Origin of the sequence: Polycladospora coralii, from assembly GCF_014773435.2 — a bacterium.
Taxonomy (GTDB): Bacteria; Bacillota; Bacilli; order Thermoactinomycetales; family Thermoactinomycetaceae; genus Polycladospora; species Polycladospora coralii.
In genome coordinates, this window is record NZ_JACXAG020000002.1 from 524,710 (window position 1) to 549,898 (window position 25,189).

The 25,189-nt window shown below is 41.2% G+C and carries 23 protein-coding genes, 1 pseudogene and 1 CRISPR repeat array; of the genes and pseudogenes, 17 read left to right on the plus strand and 7 right to left on the minus strand.

The annotated features are described in order from the left end of the window. Position 1: 1 nt before the first annotated feature. On the plus strand, positions 2–907 hold the full coding sequence (locus IC619_RS06930; RefSeq protein WP_191139976.1) for a TIGR01777 family oxidoreductase: 906 nt from the start codon (positions 2–4) through the stop codon (positions 905–907). 170 nt (positions 908–1,077) lie between these two features. Continuing rightward, positions 1,078–2,238 carry a peptidoglycan DD-metalloendopeptidase family protein gene (locus IC619_RS06935; protein ID WP_191139977.1) on the plus strand — a complete coding sequence of 387 codons (1,161 nt, stop codon included), beginning with the start codon at positions 1,078–1,080 and terminating at the stop codon, positions 2,236–2,238. Positions 2,239–2,269: 31 nt separating this feature from the next. On the opposite strand, the gene IC619_RS06940 is transcribed toward IC619_RS06935, so the two are convergent. Further along, positions 2,270–2,692: a DUF1885 family protein gene (locus IC619_RS06940; protein WP_191139978.1), complete on the minus strand. Its 423-nt coding sequence runs from the start codon at positions 2,690–2,692 to the stop codon at positions 2,270–2,272. Between the two features lie 141 nt (positions 2,693–2,833). On the opposite strand from IC619_RS06940, the gene IC619_RS06945 reads away from it, so the two are divergent. The 12 genes from IC619_RS06945 to cmr6 all read left to right on the plus strand — a co-directional run bounded on the left by IC619_RS06945 (position 2,834) and on the right by cmr6 (position 14,664). Further along, a complete protein-coding gene (locus IC619_RS06945; protein WP_191139979.1) occupies positions 2,834–3,271 on the plus strand; it encodes a GAF domain-containing protein in 438 nt (145 codons plus the stop codon). Between the two features lie 263 nt (positions 3,272–3,534). Further along, entirely contained in the window at positions 3,535–3,837 is a 303-nt protein-coding gene (locus IC619_RS06950; RefSeq protein ID WP_191139980.1) for a DUF3055 domain-containing protein, read from the plus strand. A 208-nt stretch (positions 3,838–4,045) separates the two neighbouring features. Next, positions 4,046–4,168, plus strand: a complete 123-nt coding sequence (locus IC619_RS06955) for a GapA-binding peptide SR1P (RefSeq protein ID WP_191139981.1) — start codon at positions 4,046–4,048, stop codon at positions 4,166–4,168. Between the two features lie 268 nt (positions 4,169–4,436). Then, complete coding sequence (locus IC619_RS06960; RefSeq protein ID WP_191139982.1) at positions 4,437–5,897, plus strand: MDR family MFS transporter; 1,461 nt, start codon at positions 4,437–4,439, stop codon at positions 5,895–5,897. Positions 5,898–5,989: 92 nt separating this feature from the next. After that, entirely contained in the window at positions 5,990–6,850 is an 861-nt protein-coding gene (locus tag IC619_RS06965) for a hypothetical protein (protein ID WP_191139983.1), read from the plus strand. 515 nt (positions 6,851–7,365) lie between these two features. Then, a complete protein-coding gene (locus IC619_RS06970; protein WP_191139984.1) occupies positions 7,366–8,394 on the plus strand; it encodes a hypothetical protein in 1,029 nt (342 codons plus the stop codon). A 22-nt stretch (positions 8,395–8,416) separates the two neighbouring features. Further along, on the plus strand, positions 8,417–9,403 hold the full coding sequence (locus IC619_RS06975; RefSeq protein WP_191139985.1) for an RAMP superfamily CRISPR-associated protein: 987 nt from the start codon (positions 8,417–8,419) through the stop codon (positions 9,401–9,403). Continuing rightward, complete coding sequence (gene cas10, locus IC619_RS06980) at positions 9,400–11,247, plus strand: type III-B CRISPR-associated protein Cas10/Cmr2 (RefSeq protein WP_191139986.1); 1,848 nt, start codon at positions 9,400–9,402, stop codon at positions 11,245–11,247. The genes IC619_RS06975 and cas10 overlap by 4 nt, the downstream gene beginning before the upstream one ends. Further along, positions 11,248–12,471 carry a type III-B CRISPR module-associated Cmr3 family protein gene (locus tag IC619_RS06985; protein ID WP_191139987.1) on the plus strand — a complete coding sequence of 408 codons (1,224 nt, stop codon included), beginning with the start codon at positions 11,248–11,250 and terminating at the stop codon, positions 12,469–12,471. Beyond that, entirely contained in the window at positions 12,468–13,328 is an 861-nt protein-coding gene (gene cmr4 / locus IC619_RS06990; protein ID WP_191139988.1) for a type III-B CRISPR module RAMP protein Cmr4, read from the plus strand. The genes IC619_RS06985 and cmr4 overlap by 4 nt, the downstream gene beginning before the upstream one ends. Then, a complete protein-coding gene (gene cmr5, locus IC619_RS06995; protein ID WP_191139989.1) occupies positions 13,306–13,743 on the plus strand; it encodes a type III-B CRISPR module-associated protein Cmr5 in 438 nt (145 codons plus the stop codon). The genes cmr4 and cmr5 overlap by 23 nt, the downstream gene beginning before the upstream one ends. Positions 13,744–13,755: 12 nt before the next feature. Then, positions 13,756–14,664, plus strand: coding sequence for a type III-B CRISPR module RAMP protein Cmr6 (gene cmr6 / locus IC619_RS07000; protein WP_191139990.1), 909 nt, complete (start codon positions 13,756–13,758; stop codon positions 14,662–14,664). Positions 14,665–14,732: 68 nt separating this feature from the next. Next, positions 14,733–15,502: direct repeats of the CRISPR family, unit length 30 nt; unit sequence GTTTCAAATCCTCATAGGTACGATGGAAAC. A gap of 852 nt (positions 15,503–16,354) precedes the next feature. On the opposite strand, the gene IC619_RS16770 is transcribed toward cmr6, so the two are convergent. The 4 genes and pseudogenes from IC619_RS16770 to IC619_RS17195 all read right to left on the minus strand — a co-directional run bounded on the left by IC619_RS16770 (position 16,355) and on the right by IC619_RS17195 (position 19,964). After that, a complete protein-coding gene (locus IC619_RS16770) occupies positions 16,355–16,690 on the minus strand; it encodes a sulfatase-like hydrolase/transferase (protein ID WP_249669731.1) in 336 nt (111 codons plus the stop codon). 314 nt (positions 16,691–17,004) lie between these two features. Beyond that, positions 17,005–18,168, minus strand: coding sequence for an iron-containing alcohol dehydrogenase (locus IC619_RS07010; protein ID WP_191139991.1), 1,164 nt, complete (start codon positions 18,166–18,168; stop codon positions 17,005–17,007). A 186-nt stretch (positions 18,169–18,354) separates the two neighbouring features. Beyond that, a complete protein-coding gene (locus tag IC619_RS17190; protein ID WP_347239766.1) occupies positions 18,355–19,026 on the minus strand; it encodes a sulfatase family protein in 672 nt (223 codons plus the stop codon). Positions 19,027–19,063: 37 nt separating this feature from the next. Continuing rightward, a pseudogene (locus IC619_RS17195) lies at positions 19,064–19,964 on the minus strand (sulfatase-like hydrolase/transferase). 134 nt (positions 19,965–20,098) lie between these two features. Here IC619_RS17195 and IC619_RS07020 point away from each other — a divergent pair. Further along, a complete protein-coding gene (locus tag IC619_RS07020) occupies positions 20,099–20,800 on the plus strand; it encodes a DsbA family oxidoreductase (RefSeq protein WP_191139992.1) in 702 nt (233 codons plus the stop codon). A 38-nt stretch (positions 20,801–20,838) separates the two neighbouring features. Here the strand turns inward: IC619_RS07020 and IC619_RS07025 are convergent, their stop codons facing one another. Then, entirely contained in the window at positions 20,839–22,302 is a 1,464-nt protein-coding gene (locus tag IC619_RS07025) for an aminotransferase class I/II-fold pyridoxal phosphate-dependent enzyme (RefSeq protein ID WP_191139993.1), read from the minus strand. 81 nt (positions 22,303–22,383) lie between these two features. Beyond that, on the minus strand, positions 22,384–23,013 hold the full coding sequence (locus IC619_RS07030) for a YktB family protein (RefSeq protein ID WP_191139994.1): 630 nt from the start codon (positions 23,011–23,013) through the stop codon (positions 22,384–22,386). Between the two features lie 359 nt (positions 23,014–23,372). Here IC619_RS07030 and IC619_RS07035 point away from each other — a divergent pair, with 359 nt between their 5' ends. After that, positions 23,373–23,564, plus strand: a complete 192-nt coding sequence (locus IC619_RS07035) for a hypothetical protein (protein WP_191139995.1) — start codon at positions 23,373–23,375, stop codon at positions 23,562–23,564. A 119-nt stretch (positions 23,565–23,683) separates the two neighbouring features. After that, positions 23,684–25,171: a leucyl aminopeptidase gene (locus IC619_RS07040; RefSeq protein ID WP_191139996.1), complete on the plus strand. Its 1,488-nt coding sequence runs from the start codon at positions 23,684–23,686 to the stop codon at positions 25,169–25,171. The last annotated feature ends 18 nt before the right edge of the window (positions 25,172–25,189 follow it).

Genomic DNA, 25,189 nt, shown 5'->3' on the forward strand with positions numbered 1-25,189 from the left:
CATGAAAATCGCGATCACCGGTGCAACAGGCTTAGTAGGAACGGAACTCGTTAATCAATTAAGTAAACAGGGACATGAAATCACACCTATTTTACGTTCTTCACATAATCCTTTTTCTACAAATGAGCATATTCATTGGAATCCCAATGAAGGAATCATTGAACAAGATAAGCTAGAAGGGCATGATGCGGTCATTCACCTTGCTGGTGAAAGCATTGATGGACGATGGACAGATGAGAAGAAAAAACGTATTCTTTCAAGTCGAGTAGCAGGCACAACCCTATTATCGGAAACGATTGCACGTCTTAAAAATCCACCTAAAGTTCTTTTGTCTGCATCAGGCATTAGTTATTATGGCAATCAGGAAGGTGACCATGCTGTAGATGAAAGCAGCCCAGTAGGGTCTGATTTTTTGACCCAAGTAGTCGTAGAGTGGGAGAAGTCTACAAAGCCAGCAGAAGCGGCTGGCGTTCGTGTTGTATATTTGCGATTCGGAATTGTCTTATCCAAAGAAGGTGGTGCATTAGCTAAAATGCTAACCCCTTTCCAAATTGGAGTTGGTGGGAAGATCGGCAATGGCAAGCAAATGATGAGTTGGATCGCGATTGATGACGTTGCTGGTATAGTAGCCTACTTACTGAAGCATGATGAAATCTCGGGTCCGATCAATATGGTTGCACCCAATCCAGTAAACAATGAAACCTTTACCAAAACGCTAGGAGAAGTATTGAATCGACCTACGATTCTCCCCCTCACACCTTCGATGCTAAGGCTTATATTTGGAGAGGTAGCTGACGAACTTTTAATTAACGGTGTAAAAGTTTTACCTACTCGATTACAAGAAACTGGATATACATTTAAATTTCCAGATCTAAAAGAAGCTTTAATTCATCTGCTAAAAAAATAGCTTGCACTTTCTTATTCAACGAAAAAATTAAAAAAGTCAACCACTAACCTCTTGACCAAGGCAGAGACTTTTCATACAATATATGCTACACTACTATTTTCATAGCGATGAAATACACGAATGACAAATTCAGTGACTGTATATATAAAGTTGCGTAGGGAGAAAAAAAGATGAGAAATCCATCTTTATTATTTGCTTCAGCTTTATTGTCCTTAGTTGTCATATTTACTCCACCTAGTAACCATGCGTGGTGGTACATGTGGCTAAAGTTTGTAAACACAACGGACATTTCAGTTAAGGATGAATTATTGGGTGAAAAAAATCCCTCAGAGCGTGGAAAGGAAAGTTTTTCACGAAATAACACGAAAATTTTTTCAGTGAAAAGCTTTGCCAGTCTAGATCATAGTGGTCAGAAAACCGATCAGTCTGAAATGTATATTCGATTAGATGATGTCAAGAGATATTTGCCAATTCAGACGCTAGTCGACTCGAGAAACGGTACCATACAAATCACTTTAAATGAGAATGTCTTTAAACTGACTAGAGATATTCCTGTTTATGAAGAAAATGGGTTATATGCACCACTCACAGCTCCACCTATCATGGCAGAGGGGGACGTCTGGCTTCCGGTCTCATTTATTGAGGAAACGTTTGGTCAAGTACTACAAATAAAGGGAGACACAGCGAGCTGGCATGTTGACCTAGCTACGATCCCTGCTTTTTCACCACGATTGTCTACAGAAAAGAAAAGTGTAGATGAAATGATTGAAATTTTATCTGTGCTTCGAACACCGATAGATGATGCTCATGTCAGTACTTATGATTCCCATCTTCCGGGCGCAGCACGTACTTATCGTAAGGGAGTACATGAAGGTATTGACTGGTATAGTTATGGAACAGGGATTAAAATCGACCGATTTACGCCCATCTATTCTATGGAACAAGGAAAAGTGATTCGTGCGGATCATGCGTATCAAGAAATGACTTTAACTGAGCGCGAACGTTTGCTTAAAACCAGTACGGCCAATAATGGAAAGACACCCGATTATATCTTGGATAAATTGCGTGGCCGTTCAGTATGGATTCAATATGATAACGGACTAATGGCAAGGTATGCACACATGGATCGTATTGAAGGGGATTTAGAAGTTGGAGATATCGTAAAAAAAGGTGAACGAATTGGTTATGTGGGCAATTCAGGGACTAGTGATGGCGTAAAGAATAGTGCCCGAGGAGTGCACTTACATCTCGATCTGTTTATGTATGGGAAATGGTTCTGGGAAGATTACACATTTGATGAACGCAAACAAATATTAAAATCTATTTTTTAGCGCATGTCCGTATGGACATGCGCTTCACTTTTTACCTGGATTTTCGATCGTTAAAATACATGATGCGACCGTTTAACATATGTAACTCACCTTGTAATGCTTTGGCTAGCCATTTGGCATATTCATTTACTTTCCCTAGATCGCCATGGGTGGCTTGTGATGGTAAGACAATCTGGATAAATTGGACTTCTGTTTCGGCTTCGGTACCCGTTCCTATTATAAAATATTCATAGTGTTCAGTTCCTTTCCCGTTTAGAAGAAGGTAAGGCTGTCCGTCTTGTTCTTTCTCTTCTAGTCGATATGGAAAGGCTGCATCTGCATAATCCCAATCCAATTGTGTCCCAGTTAATCGTGTTCTTTCTTGATAGGTATGTAGGAGTTCTTTCACTTCATTAAGTGAAATTTCAGTTTGCTTAGAGCCTGGCACGAGTTTAATGTATGCGCTTTTACTCAATGTATTGGCCACCCTTCACGAAGTCTCTTTCGTTCCATCTTAGCATGGTGTACGGGGTTGAATCAAATCATGTGTTATGAGATTGTATATTTAGACAATTTATGATAAAATAAATTTTAATAACGTTCTGGAGGATATGTGATGAGCAAGGCCGATTTGCTAGATGATATCAGATATGAAGTAGGGTTGAAGTCTGATAAAAGTAGACGACTTGAGCCGGTTTATGCATTTATCTGTAAAACCATGGTTGAAATGATGACAGATTATGAATCAGTTAGTATTTACATGGCCCAGACATCAGCATTTATCCGTATGTATCATTCTGGCTCTCATTTGTTGCGTAAAGATATACCTTACGGAGATAGTCTACTTAGCTTAGCTGCAGTACGAGGAAATGTCGTACGTGAAATGAAAGATACTGTGACAGAAGTATACGTGCCATTTTATCATGGACACCATCTCATCGGCGTATTAGTAGTTGTCAGTATACCTTTAGGACGCATTGATGATGAAGATGTTACATTATTTTGCGAAATTCGCTCATTATTAGAAACAAGGTTAAAGGAAATGAACAACTAAGTGGTTACTTGGTGTAGACAAAAGTTTGACCGATCATGCTTTTTGGTGAAAGTACACGATGAATCATATGGAAAATCAAAATGCTTGGTTTAAAATGTCCGATCAGGGGGAAATGTATTAAATAGCTTACTAAGTAAACTATTTGAATGTACCCCTCAGAGCATGTTTTTATTCAGGTTAAATGGGGAAGAGAATACTCAATCTCCCTGCGTTTTTGCGCTGACTAACCTTAATATCTGTAAATGAAAGAGGAGGATATGAGTATGAGCCTATTTGACCGCTTGTATGATGATGCTGAGCAAGCTAAAGTACGCTTTGTTGGTTTTGTATCGGAGAATGGACGTTATGATTTTGGTATCATATACACAAACATGTTTTTTGGAAAGCCACTAGTGGTTTGTATGCAAACCGGACGTTCTTCCTTGCTCTCTCTAGAGGATATGGATAACTTAGAATATCTACAAAAGGTTTTTAATCTCAAATCAAGAGAAGAGGCAGATGAAATTGCTGTATTCTTCAAAAATAACCTTCCGGCTGAGTCAATGGAAGCCGAATCTGAACATTAATCGTTGGGATAAAAAAATGTGCGATCAACTGTGAACATGCTATTCGTGTTCCAGATGGATCGCACATTTTTTGTGCTGTCTTCCCTCACTTGTATAATAATGAGTAAAACATATTGACGTAATTAGTATGTCATAATATAATATTTATGACTTCATAAACAAACATTAACTTACTATTGATATATACCATTATGTGGAGGGGTTACGAATGGAAGCGATCGTTTGTCAATCATGTGATCAGGTAATCGAATATATGTACTCTGAAAAAGTAGGCACATTATATGGGAAATGCGTAGGTTGTGACGACGAAGAACCCCAAGAGCAAAATTAAAAATATAAAGCAAAGAGGTATACGAGATGAAGTGTACCTAAGTAAAAACTGAATAACGAAAACGGTCCGATATCATAGGGACCGTTTTTTTTGCATGAAAGGGCCTATTATGCCGATACTATGACAATTGAGTAGACTTACATCTAGGAGAAGACCGTTGAGCCACTACTTAACAGAATGGGGTTATATGAAAGTTGGTGCTTCCTTCTAGATAGGAGTATAATGTATGGGCAGTTATCAATTAAGTAAATAAGGAATGACGCAAACGATGATTAAAGAAATAGAATTTTTAGCCGAAGATCCGAATGTAAAGGTAAAATCAATCATGATCTCACTAATCATTGGTGCTTTTTTTGCCATCTTAAATGAGACGTTACTCAATGTGGCACTGACGACGCTTATGGAAGAATTTCACGTTACAGCTACCACAGTTCAATGGTTGGCAACGGGCTTTTTGTTGGTGATGGGGATTATTACGCCAATCTCTGCGCTCTTACTTCAATCTTTTACCACACGTCAAATGTTTATGGGGACGATGACGGTCTTTGCGATTGGAACCCTCATATGTGCACTAGCTATCAATTTTCCGCTCCTGTTTATGGGACGCATTTTGCAAGCAGTGGGAACTGGGCTACTCATTCCCCTTATATTTAACGCGATTCTGCTGATCTATCCACCTGAGCGAAGGGGAGCGGTTATGGGCACCATTGGTTTGGTGATTACATTTGCACCAGCGATTGGACCGCCTCTATCAGGAATTATTGTGGAATACTTAGGATGGCGCTATCTTTTTATTGTTGTGATCCCTTTCATTCTCTTTTCGATGGCATTTGCGTATAAGTATTTGACCAATGTCGGGGAAATGACCAAGCCTCAGGTCGATCTCAGATCGATTGTGTACTCTACTTTAGGCTTCGGAGGGATTGTTCTCGGGTTTAGTCTAGTCGGGGAAGGGAGTAAAGGTTTTTTTGATCCGAAAATCATACTCATGATTTTACTGGGCTTCATTTTAACTACCTTATTTGTTACAAGACAACTAAAATTAGCGGAACCGCTTCTGGATATGCGTGTATTTCGTTATCCGATGTTTTCACTTGGAGTTATTTTGTTTGTAACTGTGGTCGTGGTGATGTTTTCCACTGAAATTATATTACCCATGTATATGCAAGGACCGCTTGCGCTTACAGCAGCTACCACCGGCTTGATTTTATTACCGGGAAGTCTTTTAAATGGTGTGTTTTCACCTGTTATGGGTAAGTTGTTTGATCGATATGGGCCACGGAAAATTATCATTCCCGCAGCTGTCGTGCTAGCCGGTGATGTTTTGATTATGAGTCAAATCAAAATTGACACCCCGATCTGGATGATTATCGTCACCTTCACTGTGCTTATGATTTCTATTTCAGCGATTATGATGCCAGCACAGACCAATGGTTTAAATGAACTCCCGAAAAATCTTTATCCACACGGCAGTGCAGTGATGAATACCTTAATCCCAGTGATGGGGGCAGTGGGGATATCAGTCTTCATGAGTTTATTAGCTCAAAAACAACAAAGTTTTATCGAGATGAGCCATGATCCGACCGCTCAAACTACACAACAAGCCGCTTTTGTCTCTGGTTTTGAGTTTGTATTTTTTGTTTCATTCGGGATTGTGTTTATCGGACTGATCGCATCCTTATTTGTCAAACGCCCTACACCTGCTGAGTCGATTGAAGAGACAAGCTAAGATCAACTGGTTAATGGATTTTTGACCATTCTTAGCAGAAAAGAGAAAAGCTTACATAAATTTTTCATTTAACATTATGGGAGATAGAGAAAATGAAAATGAATCCAATCGATACGATGATTAAACGTGTACAAGCTGAGCAAAAAGTAGTGTCGATTTATGCAAACCCCGAGCAACCTGATGCATCCATAGTTGGTTATATACACCGTGCTTCCTATGATGATGTGCTTATTCGTCATCTTACACCTGAAGGGAAACAAGATGGTTATGTACTACAGCGTATTTCGGATATTTTTCAGTTAGATGTTGATGGGGATTACGAACAACGTCTAGCCTTACTCTATGACCTCCAAAACCAGCAACATGAACAACTTGATGTTGAACAGGACTTACTATCTGAAATACTATATTACGCTTTGGAAAATGATGAAGTGGTAACGTTATATACAAATCCGGATGACCCTAGTGGTGCTGTAGCAGGATATATTCATGCGTTTACAGATGAGCATGTTTTGATGCGTCACATTACGCGTGAAGGAAGAGAAGATGGGTATGTCGTTCGTAGGGTGGAAGATATCTTTCACCTAGGTATTTTAGGTGAGTATGAAAACGGCTTAGATTGTCTCTATCGCATGCAAGAGCAGGAGCATATCTATTTCTTTCAAGTACTTAAGGATAATAAACCAGATCTACTACGTAATGTCCTTTTACAGGCCAAATTAAAAGGATGGATTCTTAGAATGGGCTTGGAGGACGAAGAGCGTGGAGATGTAATCGGACAGATTCAGCAAAGCGATGGGGAGCATGTAACGGTTCGGCGAATCGATGAATGGGGACATGAAGATGGCTACACGATCATATTTGTAGGTGATCTTGTCAAGTTAAATATTCATGGGGAAGAAGAACGATCCAGAGAGACACTCCTGGCATATCAGCAAGAAAAAGGGATATAAATGAAAAGAACGATAATCAAGTTATTTTTTTGTCTACTACTAATGTTTTGTGTGCTTATCACGCTGTTAAGTATAGGTACGCTAATCGAACAGCAATATACAAAGATTCATTTCACAACGATAATCGCATCTCTCTTCCTATTCTTAGCTTCCACTTTTGTGGGGGGTATATAGTTTGGGAGAAGGATATGTGGCTTGACTGGGTAGATTTTTATTTACTAGACCTAGTTGTCTTCCCCTTTTATAAATTTGTTTATCTATTTATGGTTTTTAGTTTAAGGAATATAGCAGAAAAAGAGCTATTCTGGAGACAATATATGAAAAAATAGTTGATATATAAGCGATATATGACAACGACTTTCAGCATGATGGGAGTCGTTTTTTAGCACTTTGGTAAAGCCTAAGAAAGGATATTTTTATAAAATTCTTTTCAAACCATAGTAAAAGTTATAGAATCTAGTTATCAGATAAATTTTACACTTTACATCGATGGCTTTGAAAGGAGGAGGGCATAAATGCGCTATTTTCATTTTATAATGGTTCTATTATGTAGCATGGGCTTATTTGTACTACAATCTCCGACTACTTATGCATTAGCTCCATCCGGCTCATTGGAAGAAAAAGTAGAGAAATTAGAAGAACAGGTGAAAGAGAACCAGCTTTCCTTTTTACAAGATGAGATAAAAAATTATCGGCAAGCTATGGAAGCGGATAGGGTCTCTCTTTTGACTACACTTGAGATTTGGCTCACAGTATTTACTTTATTCATATCATTCATCATAGCATTTTGTACGCATTATTTTAGACGTCAATTTGGTGAAAGTAAAAAAGAATTATTTGAAATACTACGTCATGATATGAGAGTAGAAGTAATGAAACAGACTGACCAGTTAAACAAAGAGCATGTAGAGGGAATGGCTATTATAAAAAGTAAAATGGAAAAAAACTTATTAGATATGGATAGTGAAATATTAAAGCAAAAAGATGAAGTTGAAAAACATCAACTAACTTTGGAGCAAATAATAAATAAAGAAAGAGCTTTTGTAAATACACGCATAATGGTAATAGGTAGTGAAAGAGAAAATGAAAGGATGAAGATCGAGGAGCTACCATCGGTATATAAAAGAGGAATTGGTGAAGACCAGGTTATCTTTCTAAATACAAATATTAGTGAGTTTCGACGTCATTTAAGCGATCGATTACAAATGAGCGATTATGATATTATCATCTATTCTTATGCAAGAGAGTGTCAACTAAAACCTCATGATAATAAAAATTGTAAAGATCAAGGTGACAAGAAATGCAAAGATATAGAAGAAAACATAGTGAAATCGGTAGCGAAAGAACTATTGGCGCAAAAGAAAAATATCCCACTACTTATCTATACTTATAAAGATTTTGCTAACTTTATTAACAAAAATGATCAGATGATTGTTGAGGAGTACTTGTGGACAACATATGCCAATTACCCAGCTACTCTAGTGGGCCATCTGTTTACATTAGCACATGCATTTAATAGAGAGATGACAGAGAACTCGAAGTGAATATTAAAGGAGTGAATTTCATATGGCTGACTTGCGAGTAGAGTTTTGTATATTAACGAAAATGAATGTTCGAGGATTTGAAAATAACAAAGAGTTCGCATTTCGTCTTTCTTCTTTTAAGGGAGTTTTACGCTACTGGGCACGAGCGATAGAGCCAAGTTTAACTGAACCAGATGTGGAAAGCATTACTGGTGAAGATCGTCTATTTGGAAGTGCGCGTACGGGACAAGCACAATTTCGAATGCGTTTGGATGAGAAGACGAGCGGGAGAAAGTTTTATGGATCTGAAAATCATACGTTTTCCATTATATTCTCGATGAAGGCTTCTAAAAAACAAGAATGGGAAACATTGGTGAAAAGTATTTGGGCATTAGGAATGTTTGGAGGAATTGGATCTAAAGCAGGGCAGGGAAAGGGGGCTGTACAAATAGAGAAGTGGGAGTTTCTTAGAAAAGGTAATGAATCCGAGGTAGAGTTCGGAGCATTAACGTTGCTTTGTGATAAATTACCAATACCCGAGAATAAAAAGGATAGTGGTAAGAAAGAGAAACTGGATAGTTGGTTAAATCAGTTTGAACAGGCGATGAAGCAACATATGCCAAATGGGGCTTATCAGTACAAGCACCCTCAACTTTCAGCGGATTTCTCGCCTTTTATTAGGAAAGAAGGGATTGTGAAATCAGAGTATGCCTTAAAGAAGGCTAGATCTTGCTTCGCGGGTTTTAAGAAACTGAGTGACGACGAAAAAGAGAATTACATGATGGATAAACTTTATCCGGAATACAGAGAAAGTGAAGAAACTTCCAAAGATGACTTTAAACGCGTGATTTCACCTATAAAATTTCGAGTTATTCAAGTAGGAGGATTATTTTATCCGATTATCATACCGATGGTCGTAAATGAACACTTGCCTTCCGATCTAACTGCGGATTTAAAAGTAAAACCACACGAACTTAACCAATTTCTTGACTATATCAAAGAGCAGTCGTTTGAGGAGGTGTATAAATGAATCAATTTCAGTTTACGATTGGTCCGGTGCAAGGTTTCGTGACGCAGTCGCGGCGGACACGTGATTTGCTCATTAGCTCCTTTTTACTCTCTTATTTAAGTGGACATGCCATAAAGAATGTCGTGGATCAGGAAGGGCAGATTCTTTTTCCTAAGGTGGAGAAGGTGGATGGGAAGTGGAATCAAAAACTGCTTACAGCGATTGAGCAGGGAGAAGGAGACGTATATATCGGAACGATCCCCAATCGCTTTACAGCGGAAGTGCCGCATTCCTTTGATCCCGCGAAGTGTGTAGAGACCGTTCAAGCTGCTTGGAAAAAGATTGCGGTTGCGGTGTGGGACGTTTATATCAAAGATATCGTAACTTGCGGGAATCAGACCAAGGAGATCTGGGATCGGCAAGTGGAACACATGTGGGAGATTGATTGGGTGTTGGGGGATGACCCTGATTTACTTAGTTCTCGTAAAGCGTGGCGGACACATATCCCAACGATTGAAGAAGGGGATAAATGCACCTTAATGCCGCACTTGCAAGAAATTTCAGGTTATGCCCGCCCTAATGATCGTAAAAAACAACATACATTTTGGCAAGAATTGCGGCGGAACCATCGTTTACCAGCACATGAAATTAGAGACAGCGAACGATTAAGTGCAATCGGCTTGATCAAGCGTTTGTTTCCGCATGTTTCAAAGCAAGCAATCAAATGGCAACTGCCCAAAAAAGCGATCGTCTTCCCTTCCAAGAGCGATATGGCAGTAATGCCATGGCGCGGTTTAGCTCATGGAGGGATTGAAAAGGAGCACTTTGTTCAAGTACTCCAACAAGCTCAGAACAAGAATAAATCACCACAAATAGATGGATTCGAGCGTAAATACTTTTTAAGAAATGAATGGGAGAAACTGCTTCGGGATAGGGGGCAAAATCAGGGAAATGTAGATCGAAAAACCATTCAAACGGCATACGATCAACTTGTGAATAAGAAAGTCGATGGGCAGGAACTAGGTGAACCAAGTCCTTATTTTGCGATTGTCGTGATGGATGGCGATGGTTTAGGGAATTTATTATTTGAAGCACAACAAAGAGGAGAAGCAGAAAGTAGGGCCGTAAGTGAAGCAGTTGCTGATTTCTCAGAAAATGTTTCAGAGTTGGTAGCGGCTCATAAAGGCGTGACCATCTATGCCGGCGGAGATGACGTGCTTGCTCTGTTTCCCAAAGACCGTGCACTAGCAGCAGCGACTGCATTAAAGGATTTGTATCAGAAACGTTTTGAAGCCATTAATGCGCGCTTTAAGGAGCATGTGACCTCACTGTCGGGCGCCATTGTATACGGTCATCATTTGACGCATATGCAGGCCTTGCTTCAGTATGGCCATTATTTGTTGGATGACGTAGCTAAAGCGAAGACTGGGCGTGATAGTTTAGCGATTGGTATATGGAAGCGCTCGGGCCCTGTCGTAGAGTGGTCAGCACCATGGGATCATATTGAAAAGCCGAGTGAAGATGGGAAATCCCTGCTTGTCTTGATCGATGAAATCAAGCAAGATCCCGCTAATGCCTTTTTCTCAAACCAATTTTTGTTTAAGTTAGAATCGGTTTTTCAGTCCTTTGCGGATCAGTATACGGATAGACAAGTTTTACTTGATTTAATCACAGCGGAATATATGCGCATTATGCAGCGTGATGTCAGTGTCAAAAGTGAAGGGGTCAAAAAGAAAGTGAAGCAACTGTTAGACTTTTCCTACCAGATGATTCGCAACGAAAAGAAAGAAGTGGTTCCTACAGGCGTTTTTCAAACTGAGATAGCGATGTTACTACGGTTTTTAGCGATGGAAGAGAGGGATTAGATGGAGAAGAGAGAAGCGCAAACCTGGTATTTTCAGGCATTAGATAGCTTATTTTTCCGTGATGGAACACCCATTCAGCAGGGTGAAACAGGTATCGTACATCCTCGATCGCAATTCCCGCCAACGATGATGACGCTCCAAGGTGCCATCCGCAGTCGACTGGCGTATGAGCGGGGATGGCGACCAGAGCCGAAAGGGAGAAGAAAGGATCAAACATGGGCAGAAAAGTACCCGTTCCCGAGTGAATTAGGCACGCACGAGTCGATTGGGGATCTCATACTTACCGGACCTTATCTCACGATAAAAAAAGATGGTGCTAGAGTCCGATTATATCCAGCTCCTGCCCGTTTAGTAGGCCAGAAAAAAGGGGGATCATGGACATTTTCCTACCTCAGACCAGGAAAAGCAGTTCACAGTGACTTAGCAGCAGAAGCCATACGTCTTCCACACGCGAGTAAAGAAAAAGGCAAGTATGTTCCTTTGTGGCTAACAACTACAGGTTTGGAGCAAGTACTTCATGAAGCGAAGCTGGAGGAGCAGGAGTATTATTTTCAGGAACAGTTGTGGCAAGAAGAGATGAAAGTTGGGATTGCCCGCGATGAACGTAAGCTGGCTGTGGAAGGGCAGTTATATACGTTTATGCATACGCGTCCGCATATTGGTGTGGAAGTTGGGGTCGATGTAAGCGGTGTTCTTTCGCAAGCGCAATTACCTGCCATCTTTGCTACGCCTTTAGGAGGAGAAGGGCGGTCGGCACAAGTAGAAGTGACAGAACTTACAGCGTATTCAGAGGGGAAGCAACCTACATATGAAGCGGACAAGGATGGCTACATTCGCTTCACGGCAACCTTGTTAACGCCAGGTTGGTTTATGCCGGAGGAAGGAGAAGCCGAGTACCAGCGTCGTTTGTTTGCACAACGCTTAAAGGAAGGGCCACTGCTGGCAGAGGAAGAGCTATCTGATCATCAGTCTATTAACCCCTTTCGCGCGATCTCAGCTTGTATGGGCAAGATGGAAACGATAGGTGGATGGGATATGGTGAATCGTAAGCCACGACCGCTCACGCCGATTGCACCTGCAGGCAGCACTTGGTTTTATGAAGTTTCGAGCGCGTTTCGTGCTGAATTTGAGAGAAGAATGAGGACACATTGTGGCTTTAAAAACGAATATGGGATGGGACAGCTGGTATATGGTAAGTGGACGAAAGAGGAGGAAGGAAAATGAAAGCAAGTATCCTAGGTATGTTAGCAGAAACACCGATTCATCCTGGAGCGGGTCAATCCCTGAGAGGGATTGACCAACCCGTCGCCCGTGAATCTGTCACGGGATATCCTGTGATTGCCGGTTCAGGTATGAAGGGGGCACTGCGGGATTGGGCTAGAGCACAAGTAGCGAAAGAGATAGATATACAGGCGACATTTGGTGAGTCCGATCAGGCAGGTTCTGTAAGTGTAACGGATGCTAGGTTATTACTATTACCGATTCGTACGTTAACGGGTGTATACAAGTGGGTGACGTGTCCTTATATCTTGGAGCGTTTGTGGCGGGATTTACGTTTGATGAAGGAGGAGTCTAAGTTCTCCATTCCGCAAGTTGGAAAAGGAGAATTCGTCTCATTTACGGATACAGACGGGAAGCATTTATTTTTAGAAGAGCATGTGTTTCAACATCGAGAAAAGTCGTCTGATTTAACGATTCTATCCGTAATCAAGGCTCTGATCAGGCATCAAGAAGTGAAGGAGCGTTTGAAAAATCAACTCATCCTGATCCATGATGAAGACTTTGCGCACTTTGCTGCGTATGGGCTATCCATACGGGCACGGAACCAACTCCATAATCAAACGAAAATGAGTGAAAATTTATGGTATGAGGAAACATTAGCACCAGATACCTTGATGTACAGCCTGCTGATTCCACGTGCGGGTATCGAGGATGGAAACAAGGCACATGCTACATTGCTGAAAAAGCTTGAACAAACCCCCTATGTGCAAGTGGGTGGAAATGAGACGCTTGGACAGGGCTGGTTCCATACGCAAGTCGTAAAGGAGGTTGCCGATCATGCAAACATCAAAAACGATTGATCAGAAACGCGCGCAACACGCCTTAGAAAAGATCCGAAAAATGATACCCTGTGATCGTGATCAACCTAAAGAAAAGGAACAGAAAGAGAAGTTGGGAGATGAGTATGCCAGCTATGTGACACAATTACCAGCCAATATGATCACCAATGGCATGGGCCAAGCGCTAGCACAACTGGTAGCAGCAGCCAAAGGAAGCAAAGAAGATGCGCACTACCTTCTCTACGAAAACCTTCAAAACTGGCTATGTGAAAAATACCCCTATTCTTCTAAGTATAAAGGGAAATCAGATTTACTGGATGCGATCATTCAAGGGGATCAACAAGATTACCGATGGGCTTTTCACGAGGCGATGTCATGGTTGGAGTGGCATAAAAAACTGGCAACTGCTTATTTGAAAAAAACGGATAGAAAGTAAGGAGGTGGAGATATGCAATTTGGGAAGAACGTCCATTTACCTTTATATGATAAGCATCACTACATAGGGCTAACTCCTCATGTTCATCGTGGACTGTGGTTTGATAAATTTTGTAGTTGTTGGCGATTTGCAGTTCCACAGGATAAGAAACAGAAAAAAGACCATAAGCGATCTGGAAAAAATAATAAATCACAAAAACCAGCGGTTACTGGTAAGCCATATTTACATGTGAATAAAAGCCAATGGCTTAATCATGTCGCTACAATTCCGACAAGCGATTCCTTCTCCGATGTGCAACAACGAACAAAAAGATTGGTGGAGTCGTTAGGCGGAAAAATGGAAACGTACCAGACGACGAGCCGGTTTGTCACGGGGATCGGCTTATCTAATCCCGTCGAAAACGGGATGGTTTGGCATCATATCTTGGGAGAACCTTATCTACCAGGTTCATCGGTGAAAGGGATTGTGCGTGCTTGGGCACTGGAACAAATGGAGGAATTAGCGTTAAAAGAGAAAATTGAAGCAGAGGAGATATTCCTTCGAATCTTCGGTTCAGCACCCAAACAGGAACCAGAAGGAGAAGCGCAACAAACGGGAAGCATGATCTTTTTTGATGCACTTCCTGAGGGTGCTGTGGAATTAGAAGCAGATATCATGACCCCGCACTTCTCTCCATACTATGATAACCCAAACCAAAATAAAGCTGTCGAATGGTATGATCCCATTCCAATTCCCTTCTTAACGGTTGCGGCAGGACAAACCTTTTGCTTCGCATTTGCGCCACGTCCGGGATATCAAAACGATAACGCTCATGCCGATGTACGCCATGTGAGCGCATGGTTAAAAGATGCCCTCATCGAAATCGGGGCAGGTGCAAAAACAGCGGTTGGCTATGGTCGCTTTAAACGAAAGTGGAAGTGAAAATAAGATAACCCCGTATGACATCTAGTTCTAGAACTAGATGTCATACGGGGTTTCTTTATAATTTAAGCTTAAATCTTTATAGGTACGATGGAAACGGTGCTAGTGTTTGGGGCGATCCCTTGTGTTTCGAGTTTCAAATCCTCATAGGTACGATGGAAACTGGCGTACTTGCATGACATCGGGTATAGTGAGCGATGTTTCAAATCCTCATAGGTACGATGGAAACCTGTTGACTTCGTACCAATCGGCATCACCACCTGGTGTTTCAAATCCTCATAGGTACGATGGAAACTAATAAAGATGGAACTATAGATCTATACGCCTTTGAACCGTTTCAAATCCTCATAGGTACGATGGAAACGAGCCACCGTTGGCATCGGTGGCTTTTATAGTATAATGTTTCAAATCCTCATAGGTACGATGGAAACTCATACGTAGATGTATTCCCATGTTGTCGTTACCCTCAGTTTCAAATCCTCATAGGTACGATGGAAACACCAAAACAATCAAAGATGTTATCAAAGACAAAAAAAGGTTTCAAATCCTCATAGGTACGATGGAAACTTGAACGTCCATTATCAAGTGCTAACTTCCATGCCAGTTTCAAATCCTCATAGGTACGATGGAAACTCTTGGAGTGCTTTCATTGTCTCAGTGACTGTTTGGGTTTCAAATCCTCATAGGTACGATGGAAACCTGGACATCGAGACACGATTTTTTCAAGATTGGAGAAGGTGTTTCAAATCCTCATAGGTACGATGGAAACTTCCACCAGCTGGAATTTGAGATAAGCGTTGCCACGTTTGTTTCAAATCCTCATAGGTACGATGGAAACCCCAAAAAGTAGGAGTATGCCTTATATCTATTATTAACCAAATTCAACAAATAATCTACTCTTTTTCGGGTGAATATTGCTTAGGCTAGGGATATTGCGGAGTTGTGGTGGTGAGGTGTTGTCGTCGATCTCCGGGGTTTAATACGCTATTGGAGGTCGACGACATCTATGGATATCTTTACCTTATTTTTTGCACCATAAGGTAATCATACGATAGAGGAAAAAAACCGTTATGTCAATCAGGTTTATAAGACATATGGCAATTTATTCCCCACCGATTTAATCCGAATTGGAATGATAGATGGGGGATATGATGCTTCTCAATTTGTGGAAGCATTTCATGTACCAGCTAGCTATGAACCTGTTCTGTTAATTGCACTCGGAAAAGCGACACAAGCTGGTTTCCCAAAAATAGGATACCGATAGATGAAGTGACGTCTTGGAATACTTTTCACTCATGCTCTAGCAAAGGATAGACAGATTTGAACATCAACCTGTCTATCTAATATCGGTTTGCAAGATTTCACCATATAAAAAGTCGTGAAAATAGACTTACGGCGAGGTACGGGCATCTTGCTCAAGTTGTTCGAGCAGAGCAATCGTTTGATTCGCATAAATCTCATCCCGTCCTTTCAACCCGATCGCTGAAGAAGGGCCGGAATTACGTGGATGTGCATCATGTGGTTCAGGGCCAGTCCAACCGGAAAAGCCAAATCCATTTAAGCGATCAGCATGTTCATAGCAAGCTTCTTTTTCTGGATCGGGGTAACCGAAGCGATCATAGCTTGATAAACCATCGTTTGTTCCAGGAATTTGGATATCAGCAGCGGAAACATGCCACTTTCCCTTCCATTAGGTCTGATAGCCGGCTGTGCGAAAGTAGTCTCCCATTGTGGGAACGCTATTGGGATCGAGCCAGAAAATATCTGGATTATAAGTATACTTGGCGACACCACTTGTTTGTGTGACGCCATGAAGAGAGGGATACTGACCAGTATAAAGCGTAGCGCGACTAGGAGAGCAGGCTGTACTATTGGTATAATGGTGTTGGAAACTAAAGCCGTTATCTTGCAAAAATTGTCGGGTACTTAAGTTTTGCTTACGCCAATCCTGCAATGCAGCTGTTTCATAAGCCGTTGAAAAGCGTTCTTTGTCCACCATTAAGATCAAAAAGTTAGGTCTTTTCATATGGATCAGCTCCTACAATGTGGGTGTTCAAGTCTGATAGGAAGTCTTCTCTCAAGTCTTAATAGAGTATTCTAAATGAAAAATAAAATGGAGATGATGATGTATATAAAATGATGCGCATATATGAAATGAATAGGTGGGTAACGATTTAGGCTATGAAGGAGATATTAAAAATATGGCAAAATGAAAGGTATCATTTCAAGATTGCAGCGGGGCTTTTAATATTAAGCAAATCACGCGAATCGATACGCTTGTTTTCAGATCTGTTTCAAAAGTAGCATGCTACTTTTGAAACAGATCTAGCTGTGGGCACTTTAGAGGCTTGATTTTAAGATTTCTGTCACATCTTCCAATGTACTAGGGGCAAATCCACCGATACGACCCGACGGTGCAGCTTTACTTGCCATTTCGAGTAGACGTTGGTCATCAATTTGATAATCCATTAAGCGATTGGGTGCACCGAATTGATCCCAAGTTTGACGTAACCGTTTAAGACCTTCTTCCGCAATCTCACGGTCGGATTTACCTACTGGATCAACCTCAAATACGCGGATCGCTAATTGTTTCATTTTCTTCTCAGTCGTATCTAAATGATGGTGAATCCAATGCGGGAAGATAATCCCAATCCCGCCACCATGCGGAATATCATACACAGCAGACACGGCATGTTCAATTACATGGGTACTCCAATCTCCATTCATTCCTTGGTTGAGTACGCCATTAAAGGCCATTGTTCCGCAGAATAAAAGGGTAGCACGTCCTTCATAATCTTCCGGATTCGCCAGTACTTTCGGTGTTGCTTCCATTACAGTAGTAAGTAGAGATTCGACCATCCGCTCATTTAGAGGGGTGTTTGATGCAGCACTAAAGTAATGCTCCATAGCATGCGACATGATATCAACGGCGCCATAGATGGTTTGTTCTTTGGGGACGCTAAACGTATGTACCGGATCAAGAATAGAAAATGTCGGATAAACATAAGGTGAAGTCCAAAGCAGCTTTTCTTTCGTTTCCCAATTCGTAATGACGGATATGGGATTCATTTCAGAACCTGTAGCCGCAATCGTGAGAACAGTACCGAAAGGAAGGGCTTTTTTCGCCTCATCTTGGCCTGTAATGATATCCCAAACATCGCCTTCATAAAGCGCTCCTACTGCAATCGCTTTGGTGGCATCAATTACGCTTCCGCCACCAATGGCTAAAATAAAGTCGATTTTTTCTTCTCGACATAGGGTAATCCCTTCATATACCGTGGTGAGACGTGGATTGGCTTCAATACCGGACAACTCAAAGATTTGCATATCGAGCGCGGCTAACAGATCCAGTGTACGATCGTAAATGCCATTTCGTTTAATGCTTCCTCCACCATATGTAATTAAGATGCGTGAACCGTACTTAGGAATCTCTGTCTTTAATTCGTCTAAAGTATCTCTTCCGAAAATGAGCTTAGTTGGATTGTTAAATGTGAAATTTTCCATTTTATAACAGTCTCCTTTTTAGAACCTGTAGAGTGAATCCACATATTTCATAGGAAGTGGGGGTTCTATACCAGACTAACAAACGAACCAATAAGCTGATGTGATTCTAATCACAAATGACAGAAAAGTTCACTTTAATAGATAGAAATTCGCAGTAACTTGGATCTGAATCCCTATGTCATAAGATCAAGTTGTGATGTCAAATGAAGCATGAGATGTATGCGTTGGGGTTAATCGTTTTTCCCGTCTTTGCATGACTAAAATCTGTAACAACTGTTCTTTAATCACCATGTTTTCGGGAGAAAGAAGGGGGGGATAGGCCAGATTCTGTTCTTCGAAAGGATCTGCCGATAAATTGTACATCTCCCACTCATCGGCGACGGTCACCCGTTCTCTAGAAAATCGCTTTGTAGCATCGTAATAACGGGCTAACTTCCAAATGCCTGTGGGAAGGGTCGTAATGACGGCTTCAATACTGTTCGGTTGGGTTACAGATTCATAAGGTTCTCCCCTGCTATTTACTTGATGTAAACCTTTTGTTACATCGTCTTCAGTCATGAAATAGAGGGGTTCGTCTGTATGCATCATGCGGTTTCTACCTTCGAGTAAGGGGCTGAGATTACGTCCTACTAAGGGATGTACTTCCGTATGATTCACTTGCATTTGTGACTGTGCTTGTTGGGGGTTAATTCCAGCTAATCCTAACAAGGTAGGTAAAATATCCACGTGGCTCGTTAATCGTTCAATCTGCTGTGAAATCCCAAACCATTTTGAATGATGAATCATTAAAGGGAGATGAATTGCTTCTTCATAAATGGTATACCATTTTTGACATAAACCACCGTGTGCGCCCAGCAATTCACCATGATCCGTTGTAAAGATGACATATGTATCCTCATAAAAAGAAGTATGCTGTTCCCATTTCGCGATCGACCTGTTTTTGCAGTGAAAAATAAAGTTTGCGTAAATCTTCTGTATCTCTGGTCGGTTGTAAAGCCTCTTGATAAACAGAACGATAGCTTGCTTGTGCAGATGGTTTCGTGTATAAGTCTTCCACAGCAGTAGGGGGAGGCGGAATCCGAGGTAGAGTAGGATCAATTTGAAAATCATACAATGGTATTCGAGCCGATAGTTGTCCATATAAGGCAATATCATGCGGATTAACAAATGAACACATGAAAAGCCAAGGATGTGTATCGCTATGCTGGTCGAGCTGCATTAACAAATTGACAGTTTGAGTGGCATAAATTTCATCACGACCGCGCAAGCCGATCGCTGCGGAAGAGCCTGAATTGCGAGGGCTGGAACCATGAGGCTCAGGACCGATCCAACCAGAGAAGCCATAATTTTCTAGACGATCGGAGTAATAATAAAATGATTCTTCTTCTGGATCAGGATAGCCTAAACGGTCATAGCTGGACAAGCCGGATGTGGTACCAGGTATTCGGATATCAGTCGCAGAAGCATGCCATCTTCCCTTCCAGAATGTGTGATATCCAGCTGTGCGAAAGTAATCTCCGATTGTAGGGACACTATTGGGGTCTAACCAAAAAACATCAGCATCATAAGTATGTTTGTGTAACACCATGAAGAGAGGGGTATTGTCCCGTATACAGAGTAGTGCGACTGGGACAGCAAGCCGTGCTACTAGTATAATGGTGAAGAAAGCTGAAGCCGTTATCTTGTAAAAACTGTCTTGTGCTTAGATTTTGTTTACGCAAGTCTTGTAATTCCGTCGTTTCATATGTGGTTGGAAAGCGTTCTTGGTCTACCATTAAGATTAAGACAAGGGTCATTCCCTTCAATACGGTTGATGTTGATCTTTAGGATGTATCACTCTTGTAAAATGAGTCGTATTGATCCTATACCCACTTTTTGTGTGGATCATGATACAATATGAAAATGTACTTCTTAATTAGGATGTGATTTTATGCAAATTGAAGTTTGGTCAGATATCGTCTGTCCTTTCTGCTATATCGGGAAGAGAAGATTAGAAACAGCATTGGAACATTTTAAACATAAGGAACAAGTTAAAATTATTTATAGAAGCTTTGAACTCAACCCGCATGCATCCACTACAAATAATCAAATCTATGCAGAGGCGCTTGCGGAGAAATATCAAGTGAGTATAGAACAAGGACAAGACATGTGTGATAGCGTGGCTGTACAAGCGCAAGAAGATGGATTAACGTATCATTTTGAAACCATGATTCCACGGAATACTTTTGATGCACATCGTCTGATTCACTTTGCTGCAGATCAGGGTAAGATGGATGAGATGTCTGAACGTTTATTTTATGCTTTCTTTACTGAAACAAAAAATATTGCAGATCATGATACATTGGTCCAAATTGCCACGGAATTGGGGTTGGATGGTGCTGATGTTCTAAACATGCTAACAACCGATGCCTATACCAAAGAAGTACGAAATGATGAACTTCGGGGAAGTGAGCTAGGTATTAATGGTGTTCCTTATTTTATCTTTGATCGCAAATATGCGATCTCTGGTGCACAACCCGTACATGTATTTGAGGAAGTCTTAGCGAAAGTGTGGAAAGAAAGTAGTGGACTAACAAATATCGCGAGTGGTGGAGATCAATGCACTACTGACTCATGCGATGTATCTTCATAAATCGGATACGATGGAGAAAAGAGCTGAATCAATTTGATTCAGCTCTTTTCTAGGACTAATACATTTTTTATAGTAGGGTCTTCGGTTCCTTGTACGGGGAGACCTACTTCGATATGTTTTTGAATGTAGTCGATATTCTCTTCTGAAATACGTTCCCCTGGCAATAAAATGGGAATACCAGGTGGGTAAATCATAATAAACTCAGCCATAATCCGATTTGCTGCTTCAGCAAGCGGAACAGATACGGTATGACTATAAAAGGCATCACGCGGTGAAACAGATAGCTCTGGAATCTCAGGTAACTGAATTTGAATATAAGCTGTGCGATCAGGCTGATAAAAATGTTCAGATAATGCCTGTAACGCTGTAAGAAGGGTATTCACACTTTCCTTTGTATCTCCAAGTGTGATGAGACACAAAATATTATAAAGATCGCTAAGTTCTACCTCGATATTAAAGTGTTCCCGCAACCAAATCTCAGCATCATGTCCATTGATATCGAGATGTTTAAGATGAATGAGTAATTTGGTTTCATCTAGATCATATACAGCGTCACTTCCCAGCCACTCTCTCCCTACGCAGTGAATACCTGGAATTTCATTGATGTGACGACGGGTATAATTAGCTAGCTCAATCGCTTGCTCAGCGATCTGGTGTCCATTTGTGGCTAAATGCCGACGTGCAGCATCAAGTGATGCAAGTAAAATATATGAGGTAGAAGTTGTTGTGAGCATACTGATGATGGATTGAACGCGTCGCGGATTTACCAATCCATCTCTCATATTTAAGACAGAGCTTTGGGTGAGGGAACCACCCAGTTTATGCACACTGGTAGCCGCTAAATCTGCACCCGCTTCCATGGCAGACATCGGGAGCTGATCGTGAAAATGTGTGAGCACACCATGCGCTTCATCTACTAGGACAGGAATATGCCAGCGGTGTACCAAATCAACAATCTCTTTCAGGTTACCTGCTACACCGTAATAGGTTGGATTGATTACAAGAACAGCTCTGGTATCAGGATGTCTCTGCAAGGCTCGTTCTACTTGATTGGCTGTAATACCATGCGCCACCCCTAATTGCTCATCCATCTCAGGATGAATAAAAATGGGGTAGCCTCCCGCAAAAATGATGGCAGACAACACGGATTTGTGAACATTACGCGGAACGATAATTTTGTCACCAGGTTGAATGACGGACAAAACCATGGTTTTAATGGCTCCACTGGTCCCTTGTACTGAGAAGAAGGTGCGGTCAGCACCAAATGCTTCGGCGGCTAATTCCTGTGCTTCTTTAATAATACCTTGTGGATGATGCAAATCATCTAAAGGCGCGATATTAATCAAATCTATGGATAGGGCATTATCCCCTATAAATTGTCGAAATTCTGGGTCCATCCCCAGTCCTTTTTTATGACCAGGTATATGAAATTGAATCGGGCTTCGTTTGGCATGTTCTGTAAGAGCTGCGAACAGTGGCGCACGATGTTGTCTAGCGTTCATGGAGCTTCCGCCTGCCTTTATCTATAATTATGCACGACGGTAAGTATACCAGATTGTCATTTAGATCGAAAGTAAAATCTGTTAGGGTTGAAGTGCTAAGTGATAAAGTGGAAGTGTTGCATGAAAAACATCTTCCACACGACTGATTAATGCTGTTTGGGACAACGTTACCGCTTCTGCTCGTGGTATGAGTGTGCCGCATAAAAATTCAGCTTTTTTAACCTGCTGTAGGCGCTCTAGACGCTGTGTGATTTGTTCTTCAGAAAGATTATGGATTGGTGTTCCACCTGGCTTCGTATGATCTTCCGATAAATAAAAATCAGTCGGGATTTTCTCCCAAGCGCTATCTGAGTGGTGGAGGAGTTGACGAGCAAAATGGGACTTATGTTCACATTCATAAATTAAAGCAAACCAAACAAATACTTCTTGATCATTTAACCCAACTTGGAAGTGGGGAAGTGCTTTGTAACCCCGCTTGTTCGTAGACCATGCTACCCAAGTGTCTTCAGGTGGATTTACTGTACGGCGAGCATGTTTTGCTACATGAAAGTGCATCTCTTGTTGGAGATGAGTAGATAAAAAAGCAGATAAATCAGCGCCCAGTAATTCTAACTTGGGGCGAATGAGTCCTTTTAATGATGCCATTCTGGCATCTAGCCCATCTACTTGAAAGACATGGAAATCTTCTTCTGTGAAAAATGATGATTTCATATAAAGGCACACCTCTTTTATGTATCATTGCTATTACTATCTTAACATATCCTAAAAGGGAATCATCAATCATACGGTTGAATAAGAGCAGGTATAAGGGTCTATTTTATCAGAAAAATAAAAAAATAGTATCCGTTTAACACTATTCTGCATATCTATATAGTAGATAGCATGACCGATTCCTATAAAATCTTATATTTGACGAATAACATCACACTTAATTTAGATGAAGTCAGATTAGCTCTTTTAATAGGTTTAATTTACCAGTTTGGCGGGCATGCTGGAGCCAAGTAATCGACTAACAAATATGAGCAATTTGACCCAGTCCCAAAGGTGTATGAAAAGGGGTGCAAAGTTGTATGGAAGATGTTATTCGTGCTTATAAGTGCTACGATCCAGAGCAACGGATTACTGTATTACGTTTAGAACTAGATTATGAGTTAGCGCTATTGCATGAAGCGATGATGGACGAAAATACACATATTATGGATCAATGTAAATCGAGACTAAAGTCAATTCGTAGGGAAATGCTAATGTTGGAAGCATTGTGAGTGGAGAATGTCGAAGCATATGAAGTGGTTCATACCATCTCATGTGCTTTTTTTTGTTTGCGCATGGTATGATAAGTAATTATGAATACATAACCACTAGAAATGGGAGGCATTTATTGATGGAATGGAGAAGAACTGAAACACCGATTGAACAAACTGCTGTAGACGCGATTATTCTCTTTCAAACCGAAGAAAAAGAGGGTGTAAGTGAATTTGTCAAAAAAGTAGACGAAGCGATCGAGCATCGCATTTCTGTCCTCATTTCGGAAGGAGAAATTACCGGGAAGTATTGCGAGCTTACGGCGATTCACAACTGGGGGAAAATACCAGCAAAACGTGCGATTGTGTTAGGATTGGGGGCAGAGGAAAAGATTTCTCTGGATCGACTCAAAAATGTAGTGGCTACTGCGGCTCGATATGCGAAGAAAAAAGGATTGAAGCAATTAGCGCTCGGCTGTCCAACATGGTTATCGGAGCGCTTTACGGCTGTAGATGTCATCCAATCGCTAGTAGAAGGAATGGAACTTGGAGTTTATCAGCATCCTTCTTACAAGCAAAAAGAAGAGTCGAGCAAACAAATTGAATCGATTTGGCTGTCCTTACAAGACGTGAGTGATTCTGCGGTGAAAACAGGAATTGAGCGGGGTAAGGTATATGCACATGCTACCAATTATGCACGTATGCTTACACATGAGCCAGCTAATTTCTTAACACCTCATAAAATGGTGCAGCATGCTAGACAAATTGCTGAAAAAAGAGGCTTATCGATCGAGGTTTTAAACAAAGAGAAATTACAAGAACTTGGAATGGGCGGTTTACTGGCAGTTTCACAAGGAAGCTCTCAGGAACCCTATATGATTGCCCTAACCTATAAGGGAGCACCTGAAAGTGCAGAGACATTAGGTTATGTGGGTAAAGGGCTCACCTTTGACAACGGGGGGTTGCAAATTAAACCGGCTAATTACATGTATGGGATGAATGAAGATATGGGGGGGGCGGCAGCTGTCCTCGGAGCAATGGATGCGATTGGGGCGTTAAAACCGCACACCAATGTGGTAGCCGTTATTCCTACTTGTGAGAATGCCATCAATGGAGAAGCTTTTCGCCCAGGCGATGTGATTACCTCTTATAGTGGTAAAACGATTGAAATTCACCATACGGATGCAGAGGGACGTGTTGTTCTGGCTGATGGCATTACGTATGCTAAACGCCTAGGTGCTACTAAACTAGTTGATATTGCGACTCTGACAGGAGCAGTCATCATTGCGCTGGGACATGAGAGTGCTGGCTTGATGAGTAATGATTCTGCATTTGGTCAAGCTGTCAAAAAAGCAGCCCATGTTGCGGGTGAACGAGTATGGGAACTGCCTATGTATGAAGAGTATGAAGAACATATCAAAAGTGATATTGCGGATGTCAAAAATGATGATGGATCAAAAGCGGGTACCATTCAAGGTGGCTTATTTTTACGTGAATTTGCCGATGGCACGCCTTGGGTACATCTCGATATAGCAGGTTCTGGAGAAGCGATGCGCGAAAAAGGCATTCATGTTAAAGGCGCAACAGGTGCTGGAACGCGAACCTTAATTCAACTCGCAATGGTTTAAATCTTGTAGAGGAGCGAT